The 12,897-nt window shown below is 66.6% G+C and carries 16 protein-coding genes; 9 read left to right on the top strand and 7 right to left on the bottom strand.

Annotation, left to right across the window (positions count from 1 at the left end; genetic code table 11):
• Nucleotides 1-58: 58 nt before the first annotated feature.
• From ASG92_RS12115 to ASG92_RS12075, 8 genes are all read left to right on the top strand, one after another.
• Complete coding sequence (locus ASG92_RS12115; RefSeq protein WP_056628473.1) at nucleotides 59-439, top strand: BlaI/MecI/CopY family transcriptional regulator; 381 nt, start codon at nucleotides 59-61, stop codon at nucleotides 437-439.
• Nucleotides 436-1,419 carry a M56 family metallopeptidase gene (locus ASG92_RS12110; RefSeq protein WP_056628470.1) on the top strand — a complete coding sequence of 328 codons (984 nt, stop codon included), beginning with the start codon at nucleotides 436-438 and terminating at the stop codon, nucleotides 1,417-1,419. The genes ASG92_RS12115 and ASG92_RS12110 overlap by 4 nt, the downstream gene beginning before the upstream one ends.
• Before the next feature lie 205 nt (nucleotides 1,420-1,624).
• Nucleotides 1,625-1,852, top strand: coding sequence for a hypothetical protein (locus tag ASG92_RS27320; protein ID WP_082579471.1), 228 nt, complete (start codon nucleotides 1,625-1,627; stop codon nucleotides 1,850-1,852).
• The gene (locus tag ASG92_RS28975) at nucleotides 1,849-2,082 is read left to right on the top strand and encodes a hypothetical protein (RefSeq protein ID WP_056628464.1); all 234 of its coding nucleotides are present in this window, start codon (nucleotides 1,849-1,851) and stop codon (nucleotides 2,080-2,082) included. The genes ASG92_RS27320 and ASG92_RS28975 overlap by 4 nt, the downstream gene beginning before the upstream one ends.
• Nucleotides 2,072-4,054 carry a copper resistance protein CopC gene (locus ASG92_RS12095; RefSeq protein WP_056628460.1) on the top strand — a complete coding sequence of 661 codons (1,983 nt, stop codon included), beginning with the start codon at nucleotides 2,072-2,074 and terminating at the stop codon, nucleotides 4,052-4,054. The genes ASG92_RS28975 and ASG92_RS12095 overlap by 11 nt, the downstream gene beginning before the upstream one ends.
• Before the next feature lie 42 nt (nucleotides 4,055-4,096).
• Nucleotides 4,097-4,846, top strand: coding sequence for a cytochrome c biogenesis protein CcdA (locus ASG92_RS12090; protein WP_056628458.1), 750 nt, complete (start codon nucleotides 4,097-4,099; stop codon nucleotides 4,844-4,846).
• A 46-nt stretch (nucleotides 4,847-4,892) separates the two neighbouring features.
• Nucleotides 4,893-5,768 (top strand): F510_1955 family glycosylhydrolase, encoded by an 876-nt coding sequence (locus ASG92_RS12085; RefSeq protein WP_056628454.1) that lies wholly within the window; start codon nucleotides 4,893-4,895, stop codon nucleotides 5,766-5,768.
• Nucleotides 5,769-6,251: 483 nt separating this feature from the next.
• Nucleotides 6,252-6,962, top strand: a complete 711-nt coding sequence (locus ASG92_RS12075) for a hypothetical protein (RefSeq protein ID WP_056628449.1) — start codon at nucleotides 6,252-6,254, stop codon at nucleotides 6,960-6,962.
• A 564-nt stretch (nucleotides 6,963-7,526) separates the two neighbouring features.
• On the opposite strand, the gene ASG92_RS28295 is transcribed toward ASG92_RS12075, so the two are convergent.
• The 4 genes from ASG92_RS28295 to merA are packed head-to-tail and all read right to left on the bottom strand — an operon-like array spanning nucleotide 7,527 to nucleotide 10,181.
• Complete coding sequence (locus ASG92_RS28295) at nucleotides 7,527-7,682, bottom strand: hypothetical protein (RefSeq protein WP_157372197.1); 156 nt, start codon at nucleotides 7,680-7,682, stop codon at nucleotides 7,527-7,529.
• Nucleotides 7,679-8,029, bottom strand: a complete 351-nt coding sequence (locus ASG92_RS12070; RefSeq protein WP_200951953.1) for a hypothetical protein — start codon at nucleotides 8,027-8,029, stop codon at nucleotides 7,679-7,681. The genes ASG92_RS28295 and ASG92_RS12070 overlap by 4 nt, the downstream gene beginning before the upstream one ends.
• 24 nt (nucleotides 8,030-8,053) lie before the next feature.
• Nucleotides 8,054-8,716, bottom strand: coding sequence for an organomercurial lyase MerB (gene merB / locus ASG92_RS12065; RefSeq protein ID WP_056628446.1), 663 nt, complete (start codon nucleotides 8,714-8,716; stop codon nucleotides 8,054-8,056).
• Between the two features lie 34 nt (nucleotides 8,717-8,750).
• Entirely contained in the window at nucleotides 8,751-10,181 is a 1,431-nt protein-coding gene (gene merA / locus ASG92_RS12060) for a mercury(II) reductase (protein WP_056628444.1), read from the bottom strand.
• Nucleotides 10,182-10,287: 106 nt separating this feature from the next.
• Here merA and ASG92_RS12055 point away from each other — a divergent pair, with 106 nt between their 5' ends.
• Nucleotides 10,288-10,677, top strand: coding sequence for a heavy metal-responsive transcriptional regulator (locus ASG92_RS12055; RefSeq protein WP_056628441.1), 390 nt, complete (start codon nucleotides 10,288-10,290; stop codon nucleotides 10,675-10,677).
• A gap of 98 nt (nucleotides 10,678-10,775) precedes the next feature.
• Here the strand turns inward: ASG92_RS12055 and ASG92_RS12050 are convergent, their stop codons facing one another.
• The 3 genes from ASG92_RS12050 to ASG92_RS12040 all read right to left on the bottom strand — a co-directional run bounded on the left by ASG92_RS12050 (nucleotide 10,776) and on the right by ASG92_RS12040 (nucleotide 12,409).
• Nucleotides 10,776-10,997 carry a response regulator gene (locus ASG92_RS12050; RefSeq protein WP_056628437.1) on the bottom strand — a complete coding sequence of 74 codons (222 nt, stop codon included), beginning with the start codon at nucleotides 10,995-10,997 and terminating at the stop codon, nucleotides 10,776-10,778.
• A gap of 184 nt (nucleotides 10,998-11,181) precedes the next feature.
• Entirely contained in the window at nucleotides 11,182-11,841 is a 660-nt protein-coding gene (locus ASG92_RS12045; RefSeq protein WP_240987115.1) for a Crp/Fnr family transcriptional regulator, read from the bottom strand.
• A 112-nt stretch (nucleotides 11,842-11,953) separates the two neighbouring features.
• Nucleotides 11,954-12,409: a hypothetical protein gene (locus tag ASG92_RS12040; RefSeq protein WP_240987114.1), complete on the bottom strand. Its 456-nt coding sequence runs from the start codon at nucleotides 12,407-12,409 to the stop codon at nucleotides 11,954-11,956.
• Nucleotides 12,410-12,897: the final 488 nt, after the last annotated feature.

Below are 12,897 nucleotides of genomic sequence, written 5' to 3'. Positions count from 1 at the left end.
GCAATGCCGTGGCTCGTCTCCTATCCTTGATAGGACTACCCACGGCCGAGGAGGCAGCATGCCAAGGTTTGGCGATCTGGAGAGCGCCATCATGGAACAGATGTGGCAGGCAGACGGCCCGCTGCTGGTCCGGGAGGTCCTCGAGGGGTTGGACCGGGGCCTGGCCTACAACACGGTGCACACGGTGACGGAGATTCTGCACCGCAAGGGCTGGCTGACGAAGGAACGCGACGGCAGGGCCTTCCGTTACGGGCCAGCGGCGGGCAGGGACAAATACGTTGCCGGGCTAGTCACCGAGGCGCTCTCCCTCACCAATGACCGGACCGCCGCCCTGGTCGGGTTCGTGGAAGGGATACGGCCCGAGGAGGCCGAGGAACTCCGCCGGCTGCTCAGCTCAGCGAAGGAGCAGGCCGCGAACGAACAGCAGGTGCAGCCATGATTGTCGCCCTGTCCCTCCTCGGTTATGCCCTGATGTTGGGCCTTGCCGGCCCCCGGCTGCTGCGGCCGGACTCCTGGGCCGACAGGGCTCCCCGGCTGGCCATCGCGGCCTGGCAGGCGCTGAGCGTCACGATCCTCGTCTCCGTCGCCCTGGCCGGGCTGGCGCTGACGTTTCCGACGGTGACCGTCAGCGGCGATCTGGCCCAGCTTCTGCGCTCCTGCGTCATGGCCATCCAGGAGCAGTACGCTTCCCCGGGCGGGGTGGCAGCCGGAGCCGCCGGTGCTGTCCTTGCCCTGGCCATTCTAGGCCGCACTGTAGGGTGCCTCGCTGCGGGCCTCGCCCGCATGGCACACGAGCGCGCACACCATCACAGGATTCTGGACATGGTCGGCAAGGCTGACCCGGGCCGCGGGGTCGTAGTTCTCGACTCGAATGAGTCGGCCGTATACTGTCTCCCGGGCCGACGGCGGCGGACCGTCGTGACCACCGGGGCGCTGTTGGCCCTGGATGATGTACAGCTTGATGCTGTACTGGCACATGAACACGCCCACCTGGCCGAGCGGCACGACCTGATCCTGGGCCTCGCCCGCGCGCTGGCGTCGGCGTTCCCCGCGGTCGGGGTCTTCCGACTGGCGGCCGACGAGACGGCCCGGCTCATCGAACTGCGCGCGGACGACGCTGCCGCCGCCAGATCCGGCCGGCTCACGGTGGCCGGCGCGCTGCTGGCTGTGGCAGCCGGGGGTACCGGCAACCTGGCCCCGTCCGTGGCCTTCGCGGCAGGAGGCAGCGGGACGGCATCGCGCGTGCGCCGGCTCATCCCCCCGCAGAACCCCTTGGGTCGAACCCGAACCGCCCTCGGCTCCTTTGCCGTCGCCGCGCTCCTCGCCCTCCCGGTACTGGTGCTGGGGGGTCCCGCGGCCGCCGCGGCCGGCCATAACTTCTGCCCGGGCGCGACCGCCTCCGTCAGCACCTCACCCTGAACCGACCTTCTCAAGCAGGCCCCTCCCAGGCCGCTGGACACGGCCCCAACTATGCTCCTAAACTCCTTAGGAGGATAGTTTCCGGAGTTCTGGGGGTGACGGAGTGACAGGGCGGAGCGGGCGTGGAAGAGCTCTTGCTCGGTTGGATCCTGCTGACGGCAGACCCGCTTCTCCTCCTCGGCATTGACCATCAAAAGGACACCCCATGGAACAGTTTCTTCTTTTTCTCCCGGCCTTGGCCTGCCCCGTCGGCATGGGGCTGATGATGTGGCTGATGATGCGCGGCCATGGCCGTGGCGGACAACCTGCCACGCCGGACCAGGAACAGGAGCTGGCCCGGCTGCGCTCTGAGATCGAGGCCCTCCGCGCTGCTCCGGTACCTTTCGACGAACGTCACCCGGCGCCGCGTCCCGGCGGGAATCCTGCGGCATGAACACCGCGCTGTTCGCCGTGGCCGTCACGGCGGCGGCCATCGCCCTGACCTGGTTCTGCTGCATGCGTCCGATGCTCCGCCGAAGGGACGCGGCGGACGGGGCGTGCTGCACCCCGGCGCAGAGAATTGATGACCAGATCCGGGCCGCCAGGGACGAACTTTCGCAGTTTCAGCGTGCCCGCAGAGACGCCTGGACCGGCGCCGCCTCCCCGGACCGGCATGAGGCCTGAGGTCCGACGGCGAACGCACGCGCTGGGGCGTATCGCCGCACTGCTTGCTGCCACGGCCGGGCTCGTGTTTGCCGGACTGCTGGCCGCGGTTCCGGCCTCCGCGCACGCCAATCTGCTCTTCACCGCCCCGGCCGCCGACTCGACCATTGCCTCGGCCCCCGAGACTCTTACGCTTCTGTTCGATGAACCGGTCACGGCTGCGGGGGCACCCGTCACCGTGGCAGGGCCGCAGGGCGCGCTGACCGTCGGCGCGCCCCGGCTCACCCATGAGAACCGCGCCCTGGAAGTACCGGTTTCCGGAACCGGCGCGCAAGGTATCTATACCGTGCAATGGCAGGTCACCGCCGGGGACGGCGATGTCATGAGCGGAAGCTACCGCTACGCTTTGGGACCTGCCGCCACGGCGCTGGGCGGCGGCCAGACCACGGACACACAGGGATCCTGGCAGACAACCGTCCTTCGCGTCCTGCTGTTCACATCCCTCACCATCGCCCTGGGCGACCAGGCCGGCTCCTGGCTGCTTTCCCGCCGTCGCGATGCCCCCGACCGGCCCCGGCCCATTACCTTGTGGGCGAGCCTTGCCGGCCTCGCCGGGGCCGCCGGCCTGGCCGTCCTGCTCCTGGGAAACGGCTCCCTTACTGCCGGCTTCACCCGACCCGCCCCGGAGGCCCTCACCGGCAGCCGACCGGGAATCCTGGCCCTTGTCGAAATAGCCGGATTCGCCTTCGCCGCGGCGGCGGCCGCATTGGACCGGCGCCGATGGCTTTGGCTGCCGCTGGCGGCTGTGATCGGCGCCGAAGCACTGCGCGCCCACCCCCAGCTGGCCGCCCCGGCCCTGGGCATCCCGCTCACCGCGCTCCATCTGGCCGCAGCCACCCTCTGGACAGGGATGCTCTTGCACGTCATTCGAACTCTCGTCCATTGGCGTCACCGGAAGGACCTGTCCCGCGAAGCACTCGGGACCTATTCGCGGACCGCGGCATGGCTGTTCACCGCCGTCGTGCTCACGGGACTTGGATCCGCGCTGATACTCGTTCCACCCGACAGCCTCATGACCACCGACTACGGACGCCTCCTGCTGGCCAAGACCGGACTGGTCGCAGCCGCTGCCGGCTTTGCCCTGCTCGCCCGCCGCCTCCTGCGCCGGAAGTCCGTGCTGGAAAAAATCACGCGCCCCGCCCGTGTCGAATCCGCCACCCTCCTCGCGGTCCTCGTGGTCTCCTCAATCCTGACCGTGCTGCCTGTCCCCGGCAGCGCAAACGCCCCCTTGGCGTTTCCGCCGCCGGCCACGGGCCCGGTCGTCCCGGCGGCCGCACTGGCAGGGGAAATAGGCGTCAACGCCCGCGCCAGCTCGGGCCAGCTCGTCATCCAGCTCCTGGTCCCGGAGATCACCGATTCATCAGGGAGTGCTGCGGCCGCGCAGCTTGCCATGACCGGTTCCCTCGCCGGACCGGACGGCAAGACCGGCGATCTGACCTTCCGAAGCTGCGGCGAAGGCTGCTTTTTCAGCCCCGCCACCTGGCACGACGGCGCCAACCGGATCACCGTCACCCCGACATCCACGAGCTGGAATTCCGAACCGGCCTCACTGGCCATCAACTGGCCCTCCATCCCGGGCGAGCAGCTGCTGGCCGAATCCGTCACGGCCATGAAAGCCGTCCCGTCCTTCACCCTGCACGAATTGGTCACCAGCGACACCGCCCACGGGCTGGGAACGCCCCGTTCCTTCAAGACCACCGGCCAGGACTTCATCAGGCGCGCCCTCTACGCCAGCGGACTCGCCAGCACCGCCACCCGGCTTCCCGACGAAGACGGAAACCGCCGCCTCGGCCTGTCCTACCCGGCCGAGAACGCCGTCCTTGAACTCACCCTGGCCCAGGACGGACGTATCCTGCACGAGACGCAAACCACGCCGCATCACCTGGTCACCCGCACATTGATCTACCTCGAACCCGAAGGCCATCATGACTAAGCCCTTGCCCCCGGACCGTCCATCACGGACGGGGTTCCGGAGATGACGATCGGCGGCTTTTTCGCGGACACCGTGCAAAACGGCACGCTGCTCCTCGCCCTTCCGCTGGCCATGACCGCAGGGCTTGTATCCTTCCTTTCCCCTTGCATCCTGCCCCTAGTGCCCGGCTACCTCGGATACGTCTCGGGCCTGACCAACCCGACCCGACACGGCAACCGCCGCCGCGTCCTGACTGGCGTCGGCCTGTTCATCCTCGGCTTCGCCGCGGTGTTCACCCTCTACGGGGCCGCGTTCGGTGCCATCGGCACGTGGATGGCCCGCTGGCAGGACACGCTGATCAGGGCACTGGGCCTTGTCGTTGTGCTCATGGGTCTTGTCCTGACCGGGAAGCTCTCCTTTCTGCAACGCACAGCGAAAATGTCCTGGAAGCCCGCCTCGGGACTAGCCGGCGCGCCTGTCCTGGGCGTCGTTTTCGGTCTGGGCTGGACTCCGTGCATGGGCCCGACACTGGCCGCAGTTCTCGCCCTGAGCACCAGCACCGGCGACCCCTCGCGGGGAGCCCTGCTCGCCTTCGCCTACTGCCTCGGACTCGGCGTTCCCTTCGGCCTGGTCGCCCTGGGCGTCAACTGGGTCACACGGGCACTGGCCTTCGTCCGGCAGCACATCCGGGCCGTCAACATCGCCGGCGGGCTCCTACTGGTTCTGCTCGGAGCCCTGATGATCCTGGGAGTATGGACCTCCTGGATCTACCAGCTGCAAAACCTCGCCGCAACCTTCAAAACACCCATCTAAGCCACCCAAGCCCAAGCCCAAGCCCCCCAACCTCAGGAGATTTCCCATGGCGTTCACAACCCCGTTCGGACAATTCCGCCACGCTGGCGCGCCCGCTGCGGCGGCAGCACTGATTCTCGCCCTGTCCGCCTGCACCGCCCCGTCCTCGGCCACATCCACACCATCCGGGTACGGGAGCGGATACCCGACAGCCCACGTTCACGGCATCACCGTGGATCACTCCGGAAAAGTCCTGCTCGCCACCCACGAAGGGCTCTTTGACGTCTCCGCGAAACCAGCCGTCAAGATCGGGCCCACCAACGACCTCATGGGATTCACCCCCGCCGCAGGGCAAAGCGTCTTCTACGCCTCCGGGCACCCCGGCAAAGGCTCAGACCTTCCTAATCCCGTTGGTCTGATCCGATCCGACGACGGCGGCAAGACCTGGGAGCAGCTCTCCCGCCAAGGCGAGTCGGACTTCCACGCCCTGACTGTCACCCGCAGCGGAGTTGTGGCCTTCGACGGCTCACTGCTCACCAGCCCCGACGGAAAACACTGGACGCAGACAACAGCAGGCTTCGAGCCGGCGGTGCTGGCCGGCAACCCGGGCAGCGACACGATCCTGGCCACGACTCCAGAGGGCTTGCAACGCTCCACAGACGGCGGCAAGACCTGGCAGAAGAACACCGCCGCCCCGGTCATCCAATTCGCGGCCTTCGCCACTGCGGCCGACGCCGTCGGCATCGAACCCGGCGGAACTGTCCACGCCTCGGCCGACGGCGGCGCCACCTGGAAACGCACAGGATCCGTCGACGGGCAGGTCCAGGCGATGACCGCAGGCAAAGGCGCTGACGGAGCGATCAGGATTTGGGTCGCCACAGAAACCGGCGTGGTCATCTCAAACGACGGCGGAACAACCTTCACCCCCTACAAGCCGGCCTGACGCACCAGCCAGCGGGAAGGGCAGCCAACGGTGACCAGCAACATCAGACGCCACCGCCATTCGAAGCTGCGATTTAACCGCCATTTTGAACCAACAGTCACAACACTCCATTCATTGAAGCGTCAAAGGCGTAGGAATGTCTCGATGACCAGTCTTGTAACCCACGGGTTCCGAGACGTCTACGATGTCGCAGATAAGGCGACCTCTCGGGCAGGTTCACCGGGCGGGTTATACGGGGACCAGGATGATGAGGACCGTGCGATGCCTCGATCGGGAGACCAGCAGTGCGATGACCGACCGGTTTACGGGCATCCGACCCTTCGGACACTTCTCACACCGAAACGGGGTATGTATAGTGAGCGTCGGCGGCTCCCGCCACGCGGCGAATACCGGAGTGAATGGTTCCCTCGGCACGGAGTATCAGGGCCTCCACCTGAAGTATGCGGCTGCGACCGATGCATTCAAGAACCGGAGGTAAGAACAGTGGGTTCGATAGCATTTCCCTCCCCCGTCCTGCCCGGCAAGGAGGCGGCGCCGGCCGAGATCGGCGCCCGTCTGGCCGGGGATCCGGGACTGCAGGATTTTCTAGCCAACGGCACCCTGAGCCTGGTCAGGGTCTACCAGATGACGACACCCATGGGGGACGTGGTCACCACCTATCAGGAGGCGGACTCGATCGAGCGCTCCTTCCAGAACCAAGTCGACGATCGGTCCGAGGTGGCGCAGCAGCTGCGCGAGCATATCAAGGGCACACACGGAATCGACATCGCAGCACAGTCGCCCCCGGCTGCCGAGCAGTACCTGGAATTCTCAGAGCCGGGCAGCTCACGCCATCCCGGGATCGCTTTCTCTGCGCCGATCCAGCCGGGAAAGACAGAGCTTCTTCGCGCGCTCGGTCGGGAGACGACCGGGGGCTTGAAGGCGGAGTGGGAGGCCAACAACCGAGAGAACGGGGTGACCCTGCACCGCGCCTACGTCATCTCCACACCGATGGGCGACTTCACGAGCGTCTACTTCGAAGCGCCCGATCCGGCCGAGGCCAACAGGCGTTTCGCGGCAGACGCTTCCGTCTTCGGAGCCTACTTCAAGAGCCAGGTGGCTGACGCTCTCGGCATCGACTTCAACGAGCCCTTGCCGCCCGTTAAGACCGTATTCGAAGCGGTCAGAAGAAGCGGTCAGAACCAGGGCGACTGACTGAACCGGGGACAGTCGAGCCGACCCGGCTGGAAACCGGCCGGGTCGGCTCGACGCCGGGCGGTACACGTTCATCGCCGCCGACCCGCTCACGATGAAAGTCCGCCAGGGCAGGCGGGTCGTCAAGGTCTCCGTCATGGCCGCCAGGCAAGGGGTTCACGCAGCCATCAGCAGCTCGGCCAGCGCGGATCCATCCGACCCGGGCAGCGCACGCGTCCAGCACTGCAGGGCGTTCGAAATCACGGTTTGGTCCGGCAACGGGCGCAGCGCCTGCGTCACGACGAGCAATCAACGGTTGTTCAACCCGCTTCAATTGGCCCCAGCGCTGTAATCAGTATGCTGCGGTTCGCCCAACGTGGACAGACGCTGACAACGCGACACAATTTCCCTGCCGAGTGTGCGTGCCTCCGATCCCGAGTCCGGCGGGGCCCAGACTCGGAGGCTCCTGAGCAGGCCACTGCTACCGGGAGCGCGCCATGCCCGAGCGACTTGATTGGGTACCTAACGCAAACGCTGTCAATTCATCCCGTTTCGACATTTCCCCCAATGCACTTAACGGGGCCATCAGCCGCCGGCGTGCCCCCTGCCGCTGATGTACCCGGGGTTTGCGGCGTGCCGCAGGCTGTGGTCAGGGCCAGTGCCGCTGCCCAGAAGCAGGGCGGAGAAGACGTGCCGGGGCCGGGGAGCCGACAGGGAACGGCGGGAGCTCGGGAACGTCATGAGGTTTGGGGGTCCTTTCCGGGAGAGGGCTGCGCGGGCGGTGCGGTACCGGGGCCGGCCTGAGGGTGGTCAGGGAAAGCGGCGGGCGGGTAGCAGTCTTCGGTTCGCCGACGCCGTCGCTGCATGGTGACGGCGACGATCCCAGCGAGGAGCAGGGCCGCGGCAGAGAGCAGCACGAGGGGGGTGGAAAAGAATCCGGCGCCGGCGCCCAGGGCGCCGGCGGCGATGAGGACGGGGCCCGCGCAGCACAGGATCATGGCCGCTGCTACGCCGAATCCGGCGGCCAGCGTGTGGTCTCGCCCCGGCCGCCCGGCCTGCCGGGCGGGGTCTCGAGCAGATGCGTTCATGTGCGGGTCTCCGGTGCTCAGGTGTCAAAGTGCTTCGTGCCGTGCATCCGAGACAGGAGCCTCGGCAGTCGTGTTCGACAGCATGGAGGCTGCGATGGCCGCGCCGGCCCGGTGTGCTGCTTCGATGTCCAGGACTTCGCCCCCGGGGTGGGTTTCCAGCCAGGCCCGGGCGTCCTCGCGGGAGACGAAGTAGTGGACCTGATTGCAGAACGAGGACCGGACCGGCCCGGTACCTCCGGGGTTGACGAGGGACACGACGGCGGTGGCTGGCTGCACGGAGGTGACGGTGCCATCGGCACCCGTCGTGACCCGGACATGGGTCCCGCTGCCCGGGGAGGTCGACTCTATGGTCGCGGCTTTCCCGATGAGGGCCGGGAAGATGAGGGTGTCCAGGGCGCACCAGGTGTAGAGCTGCTCCCCGGCCACGGTGTAGCGGTGCGGGGTGGGCCGGAGTGTGAGGCCCAGGCCGAGGATGCGCCCCTCTTCGTCGTACTCGGTGTCCGGGACGGCGGCCAGTCCCTGCCTCACCGTGTCTTCGCTCCGTCCGCTGGCGGTGGCCAGGTCGGCGACCGTGACGGGCTCGCCTTCGGCCAGGAGCCGCAGCAATGGCACGAACAATTCAGGTTTGATCCCGGACCGTGAAGGCGAGAGCAGGTAGGTGAGGGCTTGGTGGTCGGTGGTGGTCATGGGATTCGCTTTCTAGAGGTGCGGGGCCGCGCTTTTAGGCGCAGCAGGAGAGTTTCGAGACGTCGGTGGTGAAGGCCTTGCACGCGATCCTGATGCCCTCGGCCATGGTCAGATAGGGGCTCCAGGCGGCTGCGACCTGCGCGGTGGTCATGCCCGCCCCGAGCAGGTAGACGCCCGCGGCGGCGAGTTCCCCGGCGTCCTTGGCCACGGCAGTGAGGCCCAGGATCGTGCCGGTGTCACGATCGGCGACGACCTTGATGAAGCCGCGGGTGTCGCGGTTGACCAGCGCCCTCGGGACATATTGCAGGGGCAGGACCCGGCAGTCGCAGCGGATCCCGGCAGCGACCGCGTCCTTCTCGGTCATCCCGACGGCACCCACGGCCGGGCTGGTGAAGGTCACCCGGGGCAGGTGCCGGTAGTCGACCTCGGCCACGGCGTCGGTGAAGGCGTTCTCCACGGACAGGGTGCCGTGGACCGCGGCGACGTAGACGAACTCCCGATGGCCGGTCACATCCCCGGCGGCCCAGATCCGCGGGTTGGAACTGGCCAGACGCGAGTCGACCACGATCTCGCCGGACGTGCCGGTCTTTACCCCGACGGCCTCAAGGTTCAGCCCGTCGGTGACGGGCCGGCGGCCCATGGCCACAAGCAGCCAGGAGGCCCGGAACACTTCCTGACCACCGGCCACGGACGCGGTGGCGACGACGCCCCCGGTGGCCTCATCGAGGCTCACGGAATCCACGGTGGCCCGCCGGACCACCCGGATCCCCTCATCCGCGAAGACTCCGGCCAACGCCTTGGATACTTCCGGTTCCTCCTGCGAGGTCAACCGGGAGCGGACCAGCATGGTAACCCGCGAGCCAAGCCGCGAGAACAGCTGCGCCTGCTCCAAGGCAACATAGCCCCCACCCAGAATCAGCAATGATTCGGGCACCTCGTCCAGTTCCATCGCCGTCGTCGAGGTCAGGTACCCGGTCTCGGCCAGTCCCGGAACGGGCGGCGCCCATGGTGCGGAGCCTGTGGCCACGAGGTAGTGTCCGGCCTCGATCATTGTCACCGCACCGCCCGGTGAGGAGACCCGGAGCAACGGCGCATCCTGGCTTCCGGTGAACGCTGCGTCCCCCTCGACCATGGCCCAGCCATAGTCCGCGGCCAGATCGATGTACTTCTCCGTCCGCATGCGTTCAACAAGCGCAGCCTTGCCCTCGACGAGGGCCGGCATGTCCACAGGACCCGCCGAGGCCATCACGCCCGGGAAACGGGCAGAGTCCAACGCCACGTGGCGGGCGTCCGCGGCAGCCAGGAGCGCCTTCGACGGCACACACCCGGTGTTCACGCAGGTCCCGCCCACGGTGCCACGCTCAACCATCACCACACGCTTGCCCAGCCCCCTGGCCCGGATCGCGGCAGCAAACGCCGCGCCACCGGAACCAATGATCGCCAGATCGAACCGTTCGTTGCCCATCCCGTCGTCCTTCCCGTGACTTGAAAGTTCCTATGGAACCCATCATGAACCTTCCAGTACAGTGGAAGGTCAAAACGGGCGGCCACTGAAAGAGAAATCCGTGCACATGAGAATCGGACAGCTTGCAGAAGCAACCGGGACCACGACCAAGACCCTGCGGTTTTACGAGGAGTCGGGGCTGCTCCCGCCCGCCGAGCGCACGGCCTCCGGCTACCGGGACTACACCGACGAGGCTGTGGGCAGGGTCGGGTTCATCCACCGCGGCCAAGCCGCCGGGCTCACCCTCACCCAGATCGGGCAGATCCTGAGGATCCGCGAACACGGCCAGGCACCGTGCTCGCACGTCCGGGACCTGCTAGGGGAGCGTCTGCGGGAACTCGATGCCCAGATCGCCGAGCTCCTTGCCCTCAGGGAAACCATCTCCCAGCTGCACGCCCAGGCCGCTGAACCTGAACCGGACACATGCTCCGCTGACGAGGTCTGCCGCTACATCTGATCGGCATCCCCATGGGATGAAGTGGAGACGCGCCCCTCACCGGCATTGAGCGGGGCCAGAAATAACCGCCCCACCGGGGCCACAATTAGTTGACATCCTCAGACCTGGCGCAGCTGCCGCGCGAAGTCTTCCCCAGGCATGTCCGGCAGGTTTAGATCCACCGTCACCAATGATGCTTTGACATCCATGGCCTGCTTGAGTCCGTCAGCTCCGGTAGCTGCAGAACGAACCTCGAAACCGGCCCCCGACAACAAGGCCGTCAGCAGGTTCCTGAGGTCCTCGTCATCCTCAATGACCAGGCAGACGCCCCTCGTCTCCATCGAGGCTCCCCTCTGTCAGGGCGCGACTTCCACATCAACGGCCGCACGTCTCAAAGCCTGCCACGAAGCCTCGCCGCGCACCACGCATGGCGCGTTGGCAGTCCTACACGCCAAGCGGTCCCCGCATAGTTCATCGAGGGCCCGGCGCTGCGTAAGAATGCTCCCACGGAAAACCGGCGGCCGGTCATGCAGTGCCGCGTGCCTTGGCCCTTAGCGCCGTGATGTTCTGGACCGTGATACGACCGCGGCCTTGACGGATGATGCCCTGGGACGCGAAGTCGGCCAACGTCTTGCTGGTGGCTTCACGGGTTGCCCCAAGCAGGCCTGCGATTTGCTCGTGGGTGAGCCGGATCGGCCGGGGCCCGCTGAACATGCCGTTCCGGGGCGTCCCGGCAAGGCTAAGCAGGGTTGAGGCCACTCGCGCCGCCAGAGGGCGGAGGGCCAGATCAGTAAGTCGTTCTTCAAGCCGGGCAACCTGCTCACCAAGGATGCGGGAAATGCGGATGGCGATCCGCGGATCTGAAATCAGGAACCGTTCGACCTCATCTGCGCCGAGCCTGCAGATCGACGAGTCTTCGATAGCCTCCGCATAGTTGTCGTACATGCTCTGCCCGACCAGCAGCATTTCGCCGAAAACGGCGCCGGGTTCGAGAATGGCCATGGTCAGCGCCTTGCCGTCCTCGGCAACCCGAAAGACCCGCACCCTGCCGGTCTTGAGGATGAAAAGCGCTGTCACCGGCTGGGCCTGGCTGAAGACCAGTTCCCCGCGGTGGAACAACCGGGCCGGGGCCATCAAGTCCATGGCCCGCATCTCCTCGGCAGTTAGATCAGCGAAGAGGTCCACTTCCTCCAGGCAGGTGAATGGATCTTCAGGTCCAGCCGTGTAAGGGTCGGGCGTGGCGCCCAGGGTGGAGGGTCACCGGCGGCAACTTCCAGATCGCGGCCGAGGTTATCGCTCATGCCCTTCCCTTCAGGACGCGAACGGCCACAAGCGCCAGCGTGGCCCCGTACAGCAGGTGGCCTACCAGGGACATCCCCGACATCACGTTCACCAAGAACAGCGGCATTCCCAGAATCGCCGGCATGATGGTCAGGGCCCCCAGGACCCACCAGAGCGCACCATAGCCCAGACCGACGAGCACGCTCCTCCTATAAGTTCTCAGAAGGCCTGCGAAGGGTAACGTCAGGCCGAGGCCAATCAGGACAGAAATCACCATATGGATGCCAAAACCAGCCCAAGCGGAACTCGATCCGACCAGGGAAGCAACCATGGGCAGCATGCCCATGAGCGCCATCAGCAGCCCAAAAACCAAGCCTCCGGCAACCCCGCCGACGACCCCTGCCGTGAAACGACGACTTAGGTTCCAAGCCGAGACATGTGGGTGGCGTGCCACCGGAGATGTTGCAGACATAGCTTGACTCCTTCCCGTGGAACATGATGCCTACGGTTGAAATGTAGGCCCCAGGCGGACGCGCTTCTGTGAACTGAGACACACAACGCCAAAGAACTCGTGGAAGACCCGGGAGCCAAAATGCAGCCCGCAGCAGCGGACTGCCCAATGCCTTTGGCACCGGGGGGAGGTGCCGGCGGGTTGTGGGGCACAGGAATACCGCCCCGAGTAACACCCTGAGGACGGCCCACTGGCGCCCGGCTGCTGGCGCGAACGCCGGCCGCTGTTCGAACGTAGGCTCCATGGTCTCTTCGCTGTTCTGAGCAATATTGCGCTGTTCAGTGGATACTCCTGGTTAACGAGCGAAGCAGTGAGAGGCGGTACGCCGAGCATGCCGTCAAGGCCGACGCGACCGTCCTGGACTTCCTTGATCAGCCCGCACCCATCGAACGCAAGTCAAGCCCGCCGAGGCCGCCACCCCCTCAGCAGAGCCCGACCGCGTCAACGTT

The organism is Arthrobacter sp. Soil736, assembly GCF_001428005.1.
Lineage (GTDB): Bacteria > Actinomycetota > Actinomycetes > Actinomycetales > Micrococcaceae > Arthrobacter.
The sequence above is the reverse complement of the archived record's forward strand: the minus strand, read 5'-3'. Positions and strand labels throughout refer to the sequence as shown.

Coding starts and splice junctions, on each gene's coding strand:
- merA (WP_056628444.1), bottom strand. CDS start 10,181: ATGGGCAACGAACGGTTCGATCTGGCGATCATTGGTTCCGGTGGCGCG.
- ASG92_RS28295 (WP_157372197.1), bottom strand. CDS start 7,682: ATGACGTTCCCGAGCTCCCGCCGTTCCCTGTCGGCTCCCCGGCCCCGG.
- merB (WP_056628446.1), bottom strand. CDS start 8,716: ATGACCACCACCGACCACCAAGCCCTCACCTACCTGCTCTCGCCTTCA.
- ASG92_RS12070 (WP_200951953.1), bottom strand. CDS start 8,029: ATGAACGCATCTGCTCGAGACCCCGCCCGGCAGGCCGGGCGGCCGGGG.
- ASG92_RS28975 (WP_056628464.1), top strand. CDS start 1,849: ATGAACACCGCGCTGTTCGCCGTGGCCGTCACGGCGGCGGCCATCGCC.
- ASG92_RS12115 (WP_056628473.1), top strand. CDS start 59: ATGCCAAGGTTTGGCGATCTGGAGAGCGCCATCATGGAACAGATGTGG.
- ASG92_RS12090 (WP_056628458.1), top strand. CDS start 4,097: ATGACGATCGGCGGCTTTTTCGCGGACACCGTGCAAAACGGCACGCTG.
- ASG92_RS12110 (WP_056628470.1), top strand. CDS start 436: ATGATTGTCGCCCTGTCCCTCCTCGGTTATGCCCTGATGTTGGGCCTT.
- ASG92_RS27320 (WP_082579471.1), top strand. CDS start 1,625: ATGGAACAGTTTCTTCTTTTTCTCCCGGCCTTGGCCTGCCCCGTCGGC.
- ASG92_RS12095 (WP_056628460.1), top strand. CDS start 2,072: ATGAGGCCTGAGGTCCGACGGCGAACGCACGCGCTGGGGCGTATCGCC.
- ASG92_RS12085 (WP_056628454.1), top strand. CDS start 4,893: ATGGCGTTCACAACCCCGTTCGGACAATTCCGCCACGCTGGCGCGCCC.
- ASG92_RS12040 (WP_240987114.1), bottom strand. CDS start 12,409: ATGTCTGCAACATCTCCGGTGGCACGCCACCCACATGTCTCGGCTTGG.
- ASG92_RS12055 (WP_056628441.1), top strand. CDS start 10,288: ATGAGAATCGGACAGCTTGCAGAAGCAACCGGGACCACGACCAAGACC.
- ASG92_RS12050 (WP_056628437.1), bottom strand. CDS start 10,997: ATGGAGACGAGGGGCGTCTGCCTGGTCATTGAGGATGACGAGGACCTC.